The sequence below is a fragment of the Neorhizobium sp. USDA 3394 genome (genome assembly GCF_056280385.1).
In genome coordinates this window covers 3,177,815-3,189,640 of the sequence record NZ_JBWCDU010000001.1, presented here as the reverse complement: position 1 = coordinate 3,189,640, position 11,826 = coordinate 3,177,815, and the positions used below count along the sequence as shown (strand labels likewise).

General features: G+C 60.1%; 15 protein-coding genes. 9 read left to right on the top strand and 6 right to left on the bottom strand.

From position 1 onward, the window contains the following. The first annotated feature begins 8 nt into the window (after positions 1-8). Positions 9-755 (top strand): transcriptional regulator VisR, encoded by a 747-nt coding sequence (visR, locus tag ACZ9EJ_RS15730; RefSeq protein WP_046628169.1) that lies wholly within the window; start codon positions 9-11, stop codon positions 753-755. Between the two features lie 45 nt (positions 756-800). On the opposite strand, the gene ACZ9EJ_RS15725 is transcribed toward visR, so the two are convergent. From ACZ9EJ_RS15725 to motA, 6 genes are all read right to left on the bottom strand, one after another. Beyond that, on the bottom strand, positions 801-1,235 hold the full coding sequence (locus tag ACZ9EJ_RS15725; RefSeq protein ID WP_037087099.1) for a hypothetical protein: 435 nt from the start codon (positions 1,233-1,235) through the stop codon (positions 801-803). A gap of 5 nt (positions 1,236-1,240) precedes the next feature. Continuing rightward, entirely contained in the window at positions 1,241-2,320 is a 1,080-nt protein-coding gene (flhB, locus tag ACZ9EJ_RS15720) for a flagellar biosynthesis protein FlhB (protein ID WP_046628171.1), read from the bottom strand. A gap of 212 nt (positions 2,321-2,532) precedes the next feature. After that, on the bottom strand, positions 2,533-3,585 hold the full coding sequence (fliG, locus tag ACZ9EJ_RS15715; RefSeq protein WP_046628173.1) for a flagellar motor switch protein FliG: 1,053 nt from the start codon (positions 3,583-3,585) through the stop codon (positions 2,533-2,535). 28 nt (positions 3,586-3,613) lie between these two features. Then, a complete protein-coding gene (gene fliN, locus ACZ9EJ_RS15710) occupies positions 3,614-4,210 on the bottom strand; it encodes a flagellar motor switch protein FliN (protein ID WP_046628175.1) in 597 nt (198 codons plus the stop codon). Positions 4,211-4,284: 74 nt separating this feature from the next. Beyond that, the gene (locus tag ACZ9EJ_RS15705) at positions 4,285-5,238 is read right to left on the bottom strand and encodes a FliM/FliN family flagellar motor switch protein (RefSeq protein ID WP_046641995.1); all 954 of its coding nucleotides are present in this window, start codon (positions 5,236-5,238) and stop codon (positions 4,285-4,287) included. Beyond that, entirely contained in the window at positions 5,238-6,107 is an 870-nt protein-coding gene (gene motA, locus ACZ9EJ_RS15700; RefSeq protein WP_046628177.1) for a flagellar motor stator protein MotA, read from the bottom strand. Before motA ends, ACZ9EJ_RS15705 begins: the two co-directional genes overlap by 1 nt. 200 nt (positions 6,108-6,307) lie before the next feature. Between motA and ACZ9EJ_RS15695 the strand changes: the two genes are divergently transcribed. From ACZ9EJ_RS15695 to flgG, 8 genes are read left to right on the top strand one after another with little or no spacing between them, the layout of a single operon-like run. After that, positions 6,308-7,087: a DUF1217 domain-containing protein gene (locus ACZ9EJ_RS15695; protein ID WP_046628178.1), complete on the top strand. Its 780-nt coding sequence runs from the start codon at positions 6,308-6,310 to the stop codon at positions 7,085-7,087. A gap of 1 nt (position 7,088) precedes the next feature. Continuing rightward, on the top strand, positions 7,089-7,826 hold the full coding sequence (flgF, locus tag ACZ9EJ_RS15690; RefSeq protein WP_046628180.1) for a flagellar basal-body rod protein FlgF: 738 nt from the start codon (positions 7,089-7,091) through the stop codon (positions 7,824-7,826). A gap of 22 nt (positions 7,827-7,848) precedes the next feature. Beyond that, a complete protein-coding gene (gene fliI / locus ACZ9EJ_RS15685) occupies positions 7,849-9,246 on the top strand; it encodes a flagellar protein export ATPase FliI (RefSeq protein WP_046628183.1) in 1,398 nt (465 codons plus the stop codon). A 7-nt stretch (positions 9,247-9,253) separates the two neighbouring features. Then, positions 9,254-9,820 carry a hypothetical protein gene (locus tag ACZ9EJ_RS15680; protein WP_046628185.1) on the top strand — a complete coding sequence of 189 codons (567 nt, stop codon included), beginning with the start codon at positions 9,254-9,256 and terminating at the stop codon, positions 9,818-9,820. A 53-nt stretch (positions 9,821-9,873) separates the two neighbouring features. Then, a complete protein-coding gene (flgB, locus tag ACZ9EJ_RS15675; RefSeq protein ID WP_046628187.1) occupies positions 9,874-10,260 on the top strand; it encodes a flagellar basal body rod protein FlgB in 387 nt (128 codons plus the stop codon). A 4-nt stretch (positions 10,261-10,264) separates the two neighbouring features. After that, a complete protein-coding gene (gene flgC, locus ACZ9EJ_RS15670; RefSeq protein ID WP_046628189.1) occupies positions 10,265-10,684 on the top strand; it encodes a flagellar basal body rod protein FlgC in 420 nt (139 codons plus the stop codon). Next, on the top strand, positions 10,681-11,019 hold the full coding sequence (fliE, locus tag ACZ9EJ_RS15665) for a flagellar hook-basal body complex protein FliE (protein WP_046628191.1): 339 nt from the start codon (positions 10,681-10,683) through the stop codon (positions 11,017-11,019). The genes flgC and fliE overlap by 4 nt, the downstream gene beginning before the upstream one ends. A gap of 17 nt (positions 11,020-11,036) precedes the next feature. Beyond that, positions 11,037-11,825 (top strand): flagellar basal-body rod protein FlgG, encoded by a 789-nt coding sequence (gene flgG / locus ACZ9EJ_RS15660; protein WP_037087082.1) that lies wholly within the window; start codon positions 11,037-11,039, stop codon positions 11,823-11,825. Position 11,826 lies beyond the last annotated feature (1 nt).

Sequence of the window (11,826 nt, the reverse complement as noted above, 5' to 3'; positions counted from 1 at the left end):
TAATTTCAATGGGTTATTCGCGCAGCGGCACGGCAGATGGACCTGGAAGCATCCAGTATCTGCGCCTCCAGCGCGCATCGAGTCGGTCGGACATCTTTCCGAAACTCGTCGCCATGCAGAAGAACCTGAAGGCGCGGAATTTTGCGGTTTTCCGGATAGCCGGCGCCGGGCTGCCCAACAAGCGCAAGCTCGTATGCGAGCTCGAAAACTGGGGAGCCGGCGCGCTGGAGAGCAGCAACCAGCTCGTCGGTGTTTATGGCGAGGCGCTGCTGGACCATATCGAGACGTCGCTTCTGCCGCTGATCTGGAACGGATCGGAGAATACCAGTTTTGCTGATGCGGGCGAGTTTTCACCGTTGACGCATCGCCTGAATTCCGGCGTCGTTCCCTTTTCGGGGATCGCCTTTCCCGTACGCCTCGGCGCCCTCGGCAACGGCTATGTTGCTTTCTTCGGTACATCGATGGATTTGGTGAGCGATGTCATCATCGACCAGCATGTCAGGAGCTGCCAGGTGGTCATGGACCTCCTGGCACTCGACGAACGTCGCAGCGTCCCGGCGGAATCGCTGAGCGAACGGGAGATAGCCTGCCTTCAGCTGGCCGGCGACGGCCGCATCAGCGAAGAGATTGCCGAAAAGCTTGGCCTCTCCGTCCACACCGTCAACGCCTATCTCGGCTCGGCCACCATCAAGCTCGATTCGGTCAACCGCATCCAGGCGATCGCCAAGGCGATCAGGCTCGGTTATATCCACTGAACCGGTCGGATAAGAACCCGTCTTCTAGACTTGGGGCAGGGCGGCTTACATCTGCGAGTTGCTGGTCTTCACGAATTTGGCTTCCTGGAGGCTTTTTGCCAGGAAGGCTGTGTTGTCGTGCGGATCCTCGAAGGGAGCCTGGAACGCAATGTGGTCGATCTCGAGGGCTGCCAGCTGGTCAGCCAGCGTCAGGCGCGCATAGACGGAAACACCGCGCGGCTTGATTTCGAGGTCGAGGACGACTTCCGGCTTGCCGTTCCATTCGAGCTTGTAGTCGCCGCCGGCGCCGAAACTGACGGTCCCCGGATGGAAATAGAGCTCGGCTGCTGAAGACACGAGATCGGCAAGGCTGCCGTGGCACTCTAGGCGTAGAAGTGAGATGAGGTCACCGGCATCGAGCAGGCGAAGTTCCGAAGCCACCGGGCTTATTGCTTGTGCAACGATTTCTTCCCGTTCGGTGGAGTAGGTGCATTTCTTCATGACGCTCAGCGTGTCCGTTTTTTTTGCGACCGGGAAGCGTAGACCCGGTGCACGAGTTCTGCCACAGCCTTGTAGAAGACTGGCGGAATGACACTATCCGCCGAGACTTGCGCAAACATGGAGCGCGCCAGAGGCGGATCCTCGAAAATGGGAATATCGTTTTGCTCGGCAATCTCGCGAATCTTGAGGGCAATCAGGTCCTGGCCCTTGGCGACGACGACCGGTGCGTCGTTCTCCTCGCGCACGTAACGCAGCGCTACGGCAAAGTGAGTCGGGTTGGCGATCACGAGCGTGGCGCGCGGCACGTTGTTGATCATCCGCCGGCGGGCACGGTCGCGCGCAACCGATTTCTGGCGCTGCTTGACGATCGGGTCGCCCTGCGCCTGCTTGTATTCGTCCTTGACCTCCTGCTTGGTCATCTTGAGTTCGTTGTACCAGTGATAGCGCGTCCACAGGACGTCGACCACGGCAAGTATCCCCGCCGAGAGGACGACGACGACCACCATTCGGCGGACGACTGCGTCCAGTTTGACGAGGATGACCTGCGGATCCGAGAACATCGCGTCCAGCGAGGAGAGATATTCGCCGCGCAATGCGAAATACATGATCACGGCCACGATCAGGATCTTGAAGATCGACTTTCCGAACTCGACGAAACCCGGAACGCTGTAAATCCGCCCGAAGCCCTTGGAGGGTGAAACGCGGGAAATCTGCGGCCGCACGCGCTCGAGGACCAGCGACGGCATGTTCTGCGCGAACGACGAGCCAAGCCCGAAAATGATGAAGAGCAGCATCACCGGAACGAGGAACGCCGCGATAGCCCAGCCGAGATGGACGCTCAGCGAAACGACGTCCGTCGAATTTTCGAGCCGCCACTGATCCGGCTGTTCGAAAAGGTCCTTCAGCGTCTCGGCCATTTTTGCGATGTTCGAGGGCAGGAAGAAGACGAGAAAGACATAGAATGCCAGGATGGAGGCAAAAAGCGGCACCTCTCGGGAGACCGGGACGTTACCCTTGTCTGCCGCTTCCGACATTCGTTTGGCGGTCGGGTTTTCTGTTTTACTGTCTTTATCGTCGTCGGACACGGCTTTGAACCAATCGGTCTTCCGGTTGCGAGGACGTGGCTCAAACGAATCGGCCGCCGCCGCCCGCGATGTTACCGCATCGCCTGCTAGCCGCTAATCGAGTCGAGAAAAAGACTGTGGGTGGCCGGAAAATATCGGCCAAAGGCTGCTCGAAACGAAAACGGAGCGGGAAATTTCCCGCTCCGCTTCTTCGTAGCGCTTCAATCGGAAGGTCAGGCGGCTTCGGCCGGCTTGTCGCCTTCCTTCTTTTCTTCCTTGAGCATGATCTGGCCCGAATTGGCGAGCCGGATCGCCTCCTGTGCGATCGCGCGACGGGCAATCGCCACTTCGCGCGGATTGAGGTTCATGTTCTGAACCGCGAGATCGCTTTCGATCATGCGGCGCTGGCGCGGGCTGATGGCCGCGAGAACACATTCCTTGATCTCGTTGGTCGCACCGCGCAGCGCCATCGTGAGAATGTCCCCTGCGACGTCGTTGAGCAGCATGACGCGGCTGCGCTGCGGCATGTAGAGCAGGTCTTCGAAGAGGAAGATCTTCGGACGCACCTTGTTGACGGAGTCTTTGCTGATCGTCTCGAGGGAGCTGAGCAGGGTGTCGACCTGGCTCTTGTCGAGCTCGTTCATCAGTTCGGCAACCTTGTTCGAGCCGCTCGAGTTGCGTTCGGCTTCGATTGCCGCGATCAGTTCCATCACCCGGTTCTCGATGATCTGCGCGGCCTTGGGGCTGACTTCCTTCATGTTGACGGCCCGGTTCATGATATCGGCGCGTCGGCTGTCGGGAAGCTGGAGAAGGACCTTGGCGCCGAACATCGATGGCATCTGCGAAAGAATGTAGGCAACCGTCTGCGGATGTTCGCGCGACAGGAATTTGCCCACGAATGCCGGATCGGCATCCTGCAGGCGGTCCCAGATATTGGCCTGGTAATCGTCGAACGCGGCGCGGCGGCCGAGCAGCCCGTCGACTTCTTCCGGTGTCAGGCCCGCTTCGAGAATGCCTTCGATCGCCGCGGCATTGTCCATGAGACCGGTGCCCTCGGTGAACAGGTCCTCAAACTCGTTGACGAGTTCGAGGAGTTCGTCCGGGGGGATGGCGCGCAGGCTCTGAGCACAGGCAATGATATTCTGCAGCTCGGCCTGCGTGAAATACTTGAGAAGCTTGCCAGCGACGCCCTTGCCCATAGCCAGGAGCACTGCCGCGGCCTTTTCGGCCTTGGACAACGGTTTCGTAGAGAGGGCGCTGCCACCGAAATCCTCAAAGTCCATCATGGTCTTCCTTCTCTGTCCCAAACAGGGATCAGGTTCTTCTCGTGCTCAGTACTTCCGTCAGTCGCACACCGAAACGCGTGTCGTCATTTTCCAGCACGGTGATTTCGCCCTTGCCGATGCGGCGTCCGTTGACCACGATTTCAACCGGCTCGCCGATCTTCTTGTCGAGTGCGATCGTCGCCCCCTCCTCGAGGGTCATCAGGCCCGACACCTGCATGCGGCTGGTGCCGAGCACGATCTCGACGTCGATCGGGATATCCATGATCAGGTCGAGATTGGCGTTGAGCGCGCTGCCCGGTTCCTGGTAGGCGGCGCTGCTGGATGTGGAGCTGCCGAAATCGTTGCCGCCGAAGCTTTTTGCACCGCCAAGACCCGAGGCGCCGCCACCGAAGCTGCTGCCGAACGTATCGGCCTGCGCTTCGAAGCCGCCGCCGAAGGACGGAGCGTCGGCCGAAAAATCGGAGGTTGCGGACGATCCGAAATCGGCATCGAAATCAGGTGCGCCGCCATCGGCATCCGTCTTCAAGACGCCGCGCAAATCGTCGATGGCCTGATCCAGATCGGCATCATTGCCGAGCGGCATCAGCGAGTCGTCGTCGGTGAGAGGTGTCTTCTTCGTAGCCATGCGGTGATTATTCCTGTTGAAACTTGCGTCAGCCTGCCTTGGCGAAAAAAACCAGTGACAGGCCGGCCGCGGGTCTAGCCTATCAGGTGTTGGAGAATCTCGTCGTCCGTGCTGATGTTATCCTTTACGCGGACTGTATACCGCTCGCCGGACCGCCCGAATTCGCACGAATACATATCCCGGCCGTTTGCACTGACCTGAACCTGGACATCGCGCTTGTCCTGGAAGGCGATTACGTCGCCGGCTGCGAGCCGCGAGATTGTACCGAGCGTCAGCTTCTGCAGGCGGATGCGGGCTTCGAGGGTGACGTGCGAGCGGCGGACCTGGTCGTTCATGCGGTCCGTCCATTCCTGCTTGGCCTTGGAAGCCTGAGCCTTCGCCTTCGGCGCGGTGACCTTGGTCTTCAGGAAAGCACGTTGGGGGATGACCAGAGCGAATTCGGAGATCACCGAACCGAGCTCGAACGCCATGCGGATGGAGACGCCGAATTCCGGGCGAGACAGATCGTCCGGCTTGGGGCGGTCTTCGGCGTTATGAGGCCGTTCAAGGCTTGCTTCGAAGCCTCCCTGGGCGTTGACACCCGATCGCAGCACATTGGCAATCCGCTCGAAGACCATCACGGCGAGGTCGAGTTCGATATCCGAAAGCGGGCGTTCGATCGGCTGCATGATCGTCTCGAGCGCGGAGCCCAGCATCAGCTCCATGAGCGCAATCACGAAACTGTTGCCGCAACCGAGCACGAAGTTCGGCGACCAGTTGCGCAGGGATCCGTCGGAAAGGGCAAACCCATCGCCGAGATCGTTAATGAGATCGGTCATCAGGCCGGACGTGCAGCTCACATAGGAGACGCCGATCCGGATGCCGGTTTCGCTGTGAAAGACGTCCGGCAGGAATTCCGCGTAGAGTTGCGCGAATTCGCTGCTGATCTTCTCGACGGTCTTCTTGTCGCCGAGGCCTCCGGTCAGTTTTGCCAGGAGCGCCAGGTCCATGCCCGACGCCGGTGATTGGTTTGCTTGGTTCGACGTCATCATGCCGCCTTTTCTCCACCAGGATTCATCATTTCCTGCTCGACCGAGTCGATCGAGGGCCGTTCTTTGTTGGAAATCGTCTTGCGTCCGTATTCGAGCGCGACCTGCGGCACGGAGCCGTTCATGTAGGCAAGCAGGGTCTGCTTGACGATGATGTAGAGGCGATGCTGCTTGGTGCGGACGATCTTGATCTGGGAGGTCAGCGGGTTGCAGACCGAATAGGACAGGAAGATGCCGAGCATGGTGCCGACGAGAGCCGCACCGATGAGGCCGCCCAAGACTTCCGGCGATTCGTTGATCTTGCCCATCGCCTTGATAACCCCGAGAACGGCGGCGACGATACCGATGGCCGGAAAGGAATCTCCCATCGCGGTGATCGCGTGATAGGGCTTCATCTTGTCGGCGAACATGGTGTTGATTTCTTCATCCATCAGGGCCTCGATCTCGTGGGAGCGGGCATTGCCGATGATGATGAGGCGCACGTAGTCGCAGATGAAGGCGGTCAGTTCCTTGTTCTTCAGGACCGTCGGAGCGGTCTGGAAGATCGGCGATTCCTCCGGATTGTCGATATGCGCTTCGATTTCGTTGCGCGACTTGGTTCTGAGGTCGCGCATCAGCGAATAAAGCACGCCGAGAATGTCGAGATAGTTGCGCTCTTTCGGGACGGCGTTCTTGAATGCCTCTCCGAGCGCCTTGCCGCTATCCTTCACGACCTTCATCGGGTTGGCCATGATGAAGCCACCGAGACCGGCGCCACCGATGATCAGAAGCTCATAGGGCTGGATGAGGACGTCGATGTGGCCACCCATGGCCATGAAGCCACCGAGAATACAGCCAACGGTGATGACAAAGCCGATAATAATATTCATCGCGTACCTGTGCCCGATCGTTTTCGTTTGTCTTGGGGATAAGGCGTCTGGCTTGCGTGAGGCTGGCTGTGGAGACGCCAATGAAAGCAGGTCCGGAACAGCTTCGCACAAGTCTTCGAGCCTAGTTCTGCCGACGATCGGACCGGATTGCCCGCTCCGCAGCGACGTCCGCCGCTTCCGCGGACTTAGGTAGAGCTACCGTGATCACGACCTATACCAGCTACGCAATGATCAGCCGCGACATGTCGAAGTCGCTGGAACGCGTCGCCGAAAAGCCGGAAGTTGCGCGCGAGAGCGAATATTACCTCTCCAAGATCGGCAGCATCAAAACCATCGACGACTTCATGGCCGATACGCGCATCTATAACTACGCGCTGAAGGCTCACGGTCTCGAAGACATGGCTTATGCCAAGGCCTTCATCCGCAAGGTCCTGACCGAGGGAACCGACAACAAGGCGGATTTTGCCAACCAGCTCTCCGACAGTCGCTATGCGCAGCTCGCCGAATCCCTGAATTTTGCCGCCTTCGGCACCACCGCCACCTCCTTCGACAAGGCCCAGAAGGGCGTCGTCGACAAGTTCCAGCGCCAGACGCTGGAAGAGGATGCGGGCGTCGAGAACATGGGCGTCCGGCTGGCGCTCTATTTCGAGCGCACCGCCCCGACGATCAAATCCGGCATGGAAGTTCTTGCCGACGACGCGCTTTCGGAAGTCATGCGCACCGCGCTTGGTATGTCGGCCGAGATGATCGGCGCCGACCTCGACCGTCAGGCCAAATACATCGAAGACACGGTCAAGATCGCGGATTTCCAGGACCCGGCCAAGGTCAACAAGTTTCTCGAACGGTTTACGGCGATGTGGGAGATCAGCAATCCCAGCGAGAGCTACGATCCGCTCGCCGTCTTCAATTCCCCATCCTCGAGCGGAATTTCCACGGATCTTCTGATCTCGATCAATAACCTGAAACTCGGAGGCAAATGATATGCAGTCCGGACTTTACGTCGGCATCTCTTCCCAGATCGCGCTCGAGCGCCGCTTGAACACGATCGCCGACAATATGGCCAACATGAACACCGTCGGCTTCCGTTCCACGGAGGTCAAGTTCGACGAGGTCTTGAGCAAGACCCAGAACGATATCGGTGCAAAGGTCGCGTTCGTCACCCAGGGCAACGACTATCTGTCGACCCGTACCGGCGAAATGCAGCGCACGGGCAACCCGCTGGACTTCGCAATCAAGGGCAATGCCTGGTTCGCGATCGATACGCCGGCCGGCCAGGTGCTGACCCGCGACGGCCGTTTCACGATGGACGAGCTCGGCCAGCTCCGTTCGATCCGCGGTTATGCGGTTCTCGATGCCGGTGGTGCCCCGATCCAGCTCAACCGCGATGGCGGCCCTCCGACCGTCGGCTCCGACGGCATCATCCGCCAGAACGAGCAGCCCGTCGCCAGCCTCGGCCTGTTCACGGCCGACGTCACGAAGGGCTTCGTCCGTCACGACAACTCCGGCGTGATCACCGTCGATACGCCGCAGCCGGTGCTCGAGGGGATCGATAACTCCGTCGTTCAGGGCTACCTCGAAGGGGCGAACGTCAACGGCATCCGCGAAATGACCCAGCTGATCCAGGTCAACCGCGCTTTCGAAAGCATCTCGTCGCTGATGCGCGATAGCGAGACCTCGCTGGACGATGCGATCAAGACACTCGGCGGCTCCAACGCCTAAACGATAGGAAAGAGGGCCCACCATGATGGAAGCGGCTATCCTCGATGCAGTCAACGGCGGCAAGCTGGCCCAGCTTGCCGGCCTTTCGGCACGTTATTCCGACCCGGCCTTCTCGGTCGCCCATGGTGGTCATGTCAGGACCATCGCTGCAGGACATTATACCGTTGCGGGCTTGTCGAAACACGTGCGGCTTGGCGAATTCGTCGCCCATCGCAGCGCGACCGGCATCCATCTCGGCGAAGTGGTCCGCGTCGAGCCGGACATTATCTACGTCTGCCCCATCGAACCCGGCGAGCCGATCGGCATCGGCGATACGGTGATCCGCAAGGGCGCCTTTCGTGTCGCGCCGGACAATAGCTGGTGTGGACGCACGATCAATTCGCTCGGAGAGCCGATCGACGGCAAGGGTCCGGTCGGGCGCGGTCTTCATCCGCGTTCGATCGCCAATACCGCTCCGCCTTCAATGACACGCAGCCGCGTCGAAAAGGGTTTCAGGACCGGGGTCCGGGCCATCGACATCTTCTCGCCGCTCTGCCTCGGCCAGCGTCTCGGCATTTTCGCCGGCTCGGGCGTCGGCAAGTCGACGCTTCTCTCGATGCTCGCCAGAGCCGATTCCTTCGACAAGGTGGTGATCGCACTGGTCGGCGAGCGCGGCCGCGAAGTGCGCGAATTCATCGAGGATACGCTCGGCGAGCATATGTCGAAATCGATCGCCGTCGTTGCGACCAGCGACGAAAGCCCGATGCTGCGCAAGATGGCGCCGCTGGTGGCCATCACCATCGCCGAACATTTCCGCGATCAGGGCGACAACGTCCTGTTCATCGCCGACAGCGTCACCCGTTTTGCCCATGCGATTCGCGAGGTCGCCGTTGCGGCAGGCGAGCCGCCGATCGCCCGCGGTTATCCGGCGTCGGTCTTCACCGAGTTGCCGCGCCTGCTTGAACGCGCCGGCCCGGGCGTCGAGGGAACGGGTACGATCACCGCGATCATCTCCATCCTTGTCGATGGCGACAACCACAACGACCCGATCGCCGACTCGACCCGCGGCATTCTCGACGGTCACATCGTTCTTGAGCGTTCGCTTGCCGAGGAAGGCCGTTATCCGCCGATCAACCCGCTCTCCTCGATCTCGCGTCTTGCCCGAAAGGCCTGGACCGAGGATCAGGAAAAGCTGGTGTCGCGCCTGAAATCGCTGGTGCACCGCTACGAGGAGACGCGCGACCTGCGCCTTATCGGCGGTTACCGCGCCGGCAGCGATCCGGATCTCGACATGGCGATCAAGCAGGTGCCGGTCATCTATGAAGTCTTGAAGCAGACGCCGGGGGAAAAACCGACGCTCGACGCTTACGCGGACCTGGCCAATGCCCTGCGGGCGGCGGCAGGGCAGGGCAATCCGCAGTCGGCCATAGCAAGAAGGTGATTATTCGATGAGCGACAAGAACAATCAGGAAGCGGCAGCTCAATCGGAAGAGGCTCGCTCGCGATTGAGCGACAAGATCCTGGTCGCGACAGGCATCACCCTGGCCGCAGCTTCCGCCTTCTTTCCATGGTACGTCTTCCTGAATGCCGACAAGTTCGGCATCCGGACCGAAGCGCTCGGCCGCACGCGCGATCTGCCTCCGGGCGCCGCTCGCTCGGTCGTGACCGTATCGCCTCTCGCCATGACCGACAGTTCCAAGGACGATTGGCCGAAGCCCGTCGAGCCGATGGATGCGCTGACCACGGCCACCACGTCGTCCCTCGGCGAAACGCGCAAGGACGGCAATCTGCAGGAAGAGCAGCCCTTTCCGGGCCGGGGCAATTTCCGGCTGCTGCACGTCGCCAATGGCCGCGCGCTCATCGAGGACGGCTCCGGCATGTATATGGTCCGGGTCGGCTCGGTTTTGCCCGACAACAGCAAGCTCGCCACGCTCGAACAACGAGAGGGCAAGTGGGTGATCATTACTTCCAGCGGAGAAGTTTATCAGGACACGGGCGGGAGTGCTCGCCCGTAAGTCCGACGCAAGGTTACTGGCATAGTTTCCGGACAGAAGATGGAGACAAGCCTATGCAACCGATTCAATTGTTCGAAATGGCATCCCGTCAGGCCGATTGGCTTTCGGTGCGCCAGGAAGTTGTTGCGGGCAACATCGCGAATGCCAACACGCCGAAGTTCAAGGCGAAGGACATCACGCCTTTTGATTCGGTGCTGGATCGCACGCATGTTCCGATGGCCCGCACCAATCCGGCCCATTTCGCCAGCAACGACCTCAGCGATGAGATCGACATCAAGGCATCGGAGCTGAACGACGAAATCGGCGTCCAGGAATCCGGAAACACCGTCTCGCTGGCCGATGAGCTGACCAAGACGGGTGAAATCAAACGCCAATACGAATTGAGCACAGGACTAGTGAAATCGTTTCACAGCATGATGCTGACGTTAGTTAAGAGGTAAGCAAATGGATCCGCTTTCAGCCTCCCTGAAGATCGCTGGATCGGGAATGGAGGCGCAGTCGACACGTCTGCGCATCGTTTCCGAAAACATCGCCAACGCCCGCTCCACCGGCGACACGCCGGGTGCCGACCCCTACCGCCGCAAGACGATCACCTTCGGCTCCGAGTTGGACAAGGCAAGCGGCGTGGACGTGGTCGAGATCAAGAAACTCGGCAACGACAGCTCGAAGTTCATCGAGGAATATGATCCGGACCACCCGGCCGCCGATGCCAGGGGCATGGTCAAGCTGCCCAACGTCAACATGCTGATCGAGATGGGCGACATGCGCGAAGCCAATCGCTCCTACGACGCAAACATCCAGACCATCAAGCAGACGCGCGAACTGATCGCTGCGACGATTGACCTTCTGAAGGCCGGACAATGATCGACAAGATTCAAAACCTTAGCTCTCTCTCGCTGACCAACGGCCTCGACGAGGTCGGCTCCGCAAGCCGTTCCACGCTCGCCGGCGGCATCGCGACGACGCCCGGCCAGAACACCGGCATGGATTTCGGCAGCGTCATGGCCAACATGGCGACGGACACGATGAACAGCCTGAAGGGCGCCGAATCGATGTCCTTCAAGGCCATCCAGGGCAAGGCGAATACCCGTGAAGTCGTCGATGCGGTTCTTGAAGCGCAGCAGTCGCTCCAGACCGCCATGGCGCTGCGCGACAAGATCGTGTCCGCCTATCTCGAAGTCACGAAAATGCAGATCTAGAGTTTGAGGACGAAGACATGAGAGCGCTTTCCGTCGCAGCAACGGGCATGGATGCCCAACAGACCAATCTCGAAGTCATCGCGAACAATATCGCGAACATCAACACGACCGGTTACAAGCGCGCCCGCGCCGAGTTTTCCGATCTTCTCTATCAAAGCGAGCGTGCCCAGGGCGTGCCGAACCGCGCCAACCAGGCGATCGTGCCGGAAGGCGCGAACATCGGTCTCGGCGTGCAGACCTCGGCTGTCCGCAACATCCACACCCAGGGTGAACTGACCCATACCGAGAACGATCTCGACGTGGCGATCGTCGGCCGCGGCTGGTATCAGATCCAGACCCCGGACGGCCAGACGCTCTACAGCCGCGCCGGCGCCTTCAACAAGAACGCCGACGGCCAGCTGGTCACGATCGACGGTTATGCGGTCGTGCCGAACATCACTTTCCCGGCAGACGTCAGCGAAACCAAGATCACCCGGACGGGTCAGGTCATGGTCCGCATCGGCAATTCCCCCGATTTCACCGAGATCGGCCAGCTCACCACCGCCAACTTCGTCAACGAAGCCGGCCTGCAGCCGCTCGGCGACAACCTGTTTGCGCAGACCGCCGCATCCGGCGAGCCGATCGTGGCAGCCCCCGAGGATCCGGGCTTCGGTTATCTGAAGCAGGGTTATCTGGAGAGTTCGAACGTCGACGCCGTCCGCGAGATCACCGACCTGATCTCCGCGCAGCGCGCCTACGAAATGAACTCCAAGGTCATCACCACAGCCGATGAGATGGCTACGATCGTCAGCAAGAACCTGAAATAAT

What these genes read in the sequence shown, in the direction of transcription:
- visR (WP_046628169.1), top strand. Translation starts at nt 9, where the DNA reads ATGGGTTATTCGCGCAGCGGCACGGCAGATGGACCTGGAAGCATCCAG.
- ACZ9EJ_RS15725 (WP_037087099.1), bottom strand. Translation starts at nt 1,235, where the DNA reads ATGAAGAAATGCACCTACTCCACCGAACGGGAAGAAATCGTTGCACAA.
- fliG (WP_046628173.1), bottom strand. Translation starts at nt 3,585, where the DNA reads ATGATGGACTTTGAGGATTTCGGTGGCAGCGCCCTCTCTACGAAACCG.
- fliN (WP_046628175.1), bottom strand. Translation starts at nt 4,210, where the DNA reads ATGGCTACGAAGAAGACACCTCTCACCGACGACGACTCGCTGATGCCG.
- ACZ9EJ_RS15705 (WP_046641995.1), bottom strand. Translation starts at nt 5,238, where the DNA reads ATGACGTCGAACCAAGCAAACCAATCACCGGCGTCGGGCATGGACCTG.
- motA (WP_046628177.1), bottom strand. Translation starts at nt 6,107, where the DNA reads ATGAATATTATTATCGGCTTTGTCATCACCGTTGGCTGTATTCTCGGT.
- flgF (WP_046628180.1), top strand. Translation starts at nt 7,089, where the DNA reads ATGCAGTCCGGACTTTACGTCGGCATCTCTTCCCAGATCGCGCTCGAG.
- fliI (WP_046628183.1), top strand. Translation starts at nt 7,849, where the DNA reads ATGATGGAAGCGGCTATCCTCGATGCAGTCAACGGCGGCAAGCTGGCC.
- ACZ9EJ_RS15680 (WP_046628185.1), top strand. Translation starts at nt 9,254, where the DNA reads ATGAGCGACAAGAACAATCAGGAAGCGGCAGCTCAATCGGAAGAGGCT.
- flgB (WP_046628187.1), top strand. Translation starts at nt 9,874, where the DNA reads ATGCAACCGATTCAATTGTTCGAAATGGCATCCCGTCAGGCCGATTGG.
- flgC (WP_046628189.1), top strand. Translation starts at nt 10,265, where the DNA reads ATGGATCCGCTTTCAGCCTCCCTGAAGATCGCTGGATCGGGAATGGAG.
- fliE (WP_046628191.1), top strand. Translation starts at nt 10,681, where the DNA reads ATGATCGACAAGATTCAAAACCTTAGCTCTCTCTCGCTGACCAACGGC.
- flgG (WP_037087082.1), top strand. Translation starts at nt 11,037, where the DNA reads ATGAGAGCGCTTTCCGTCGCAGCAACGGGCATGGATGCCCAACAGACC.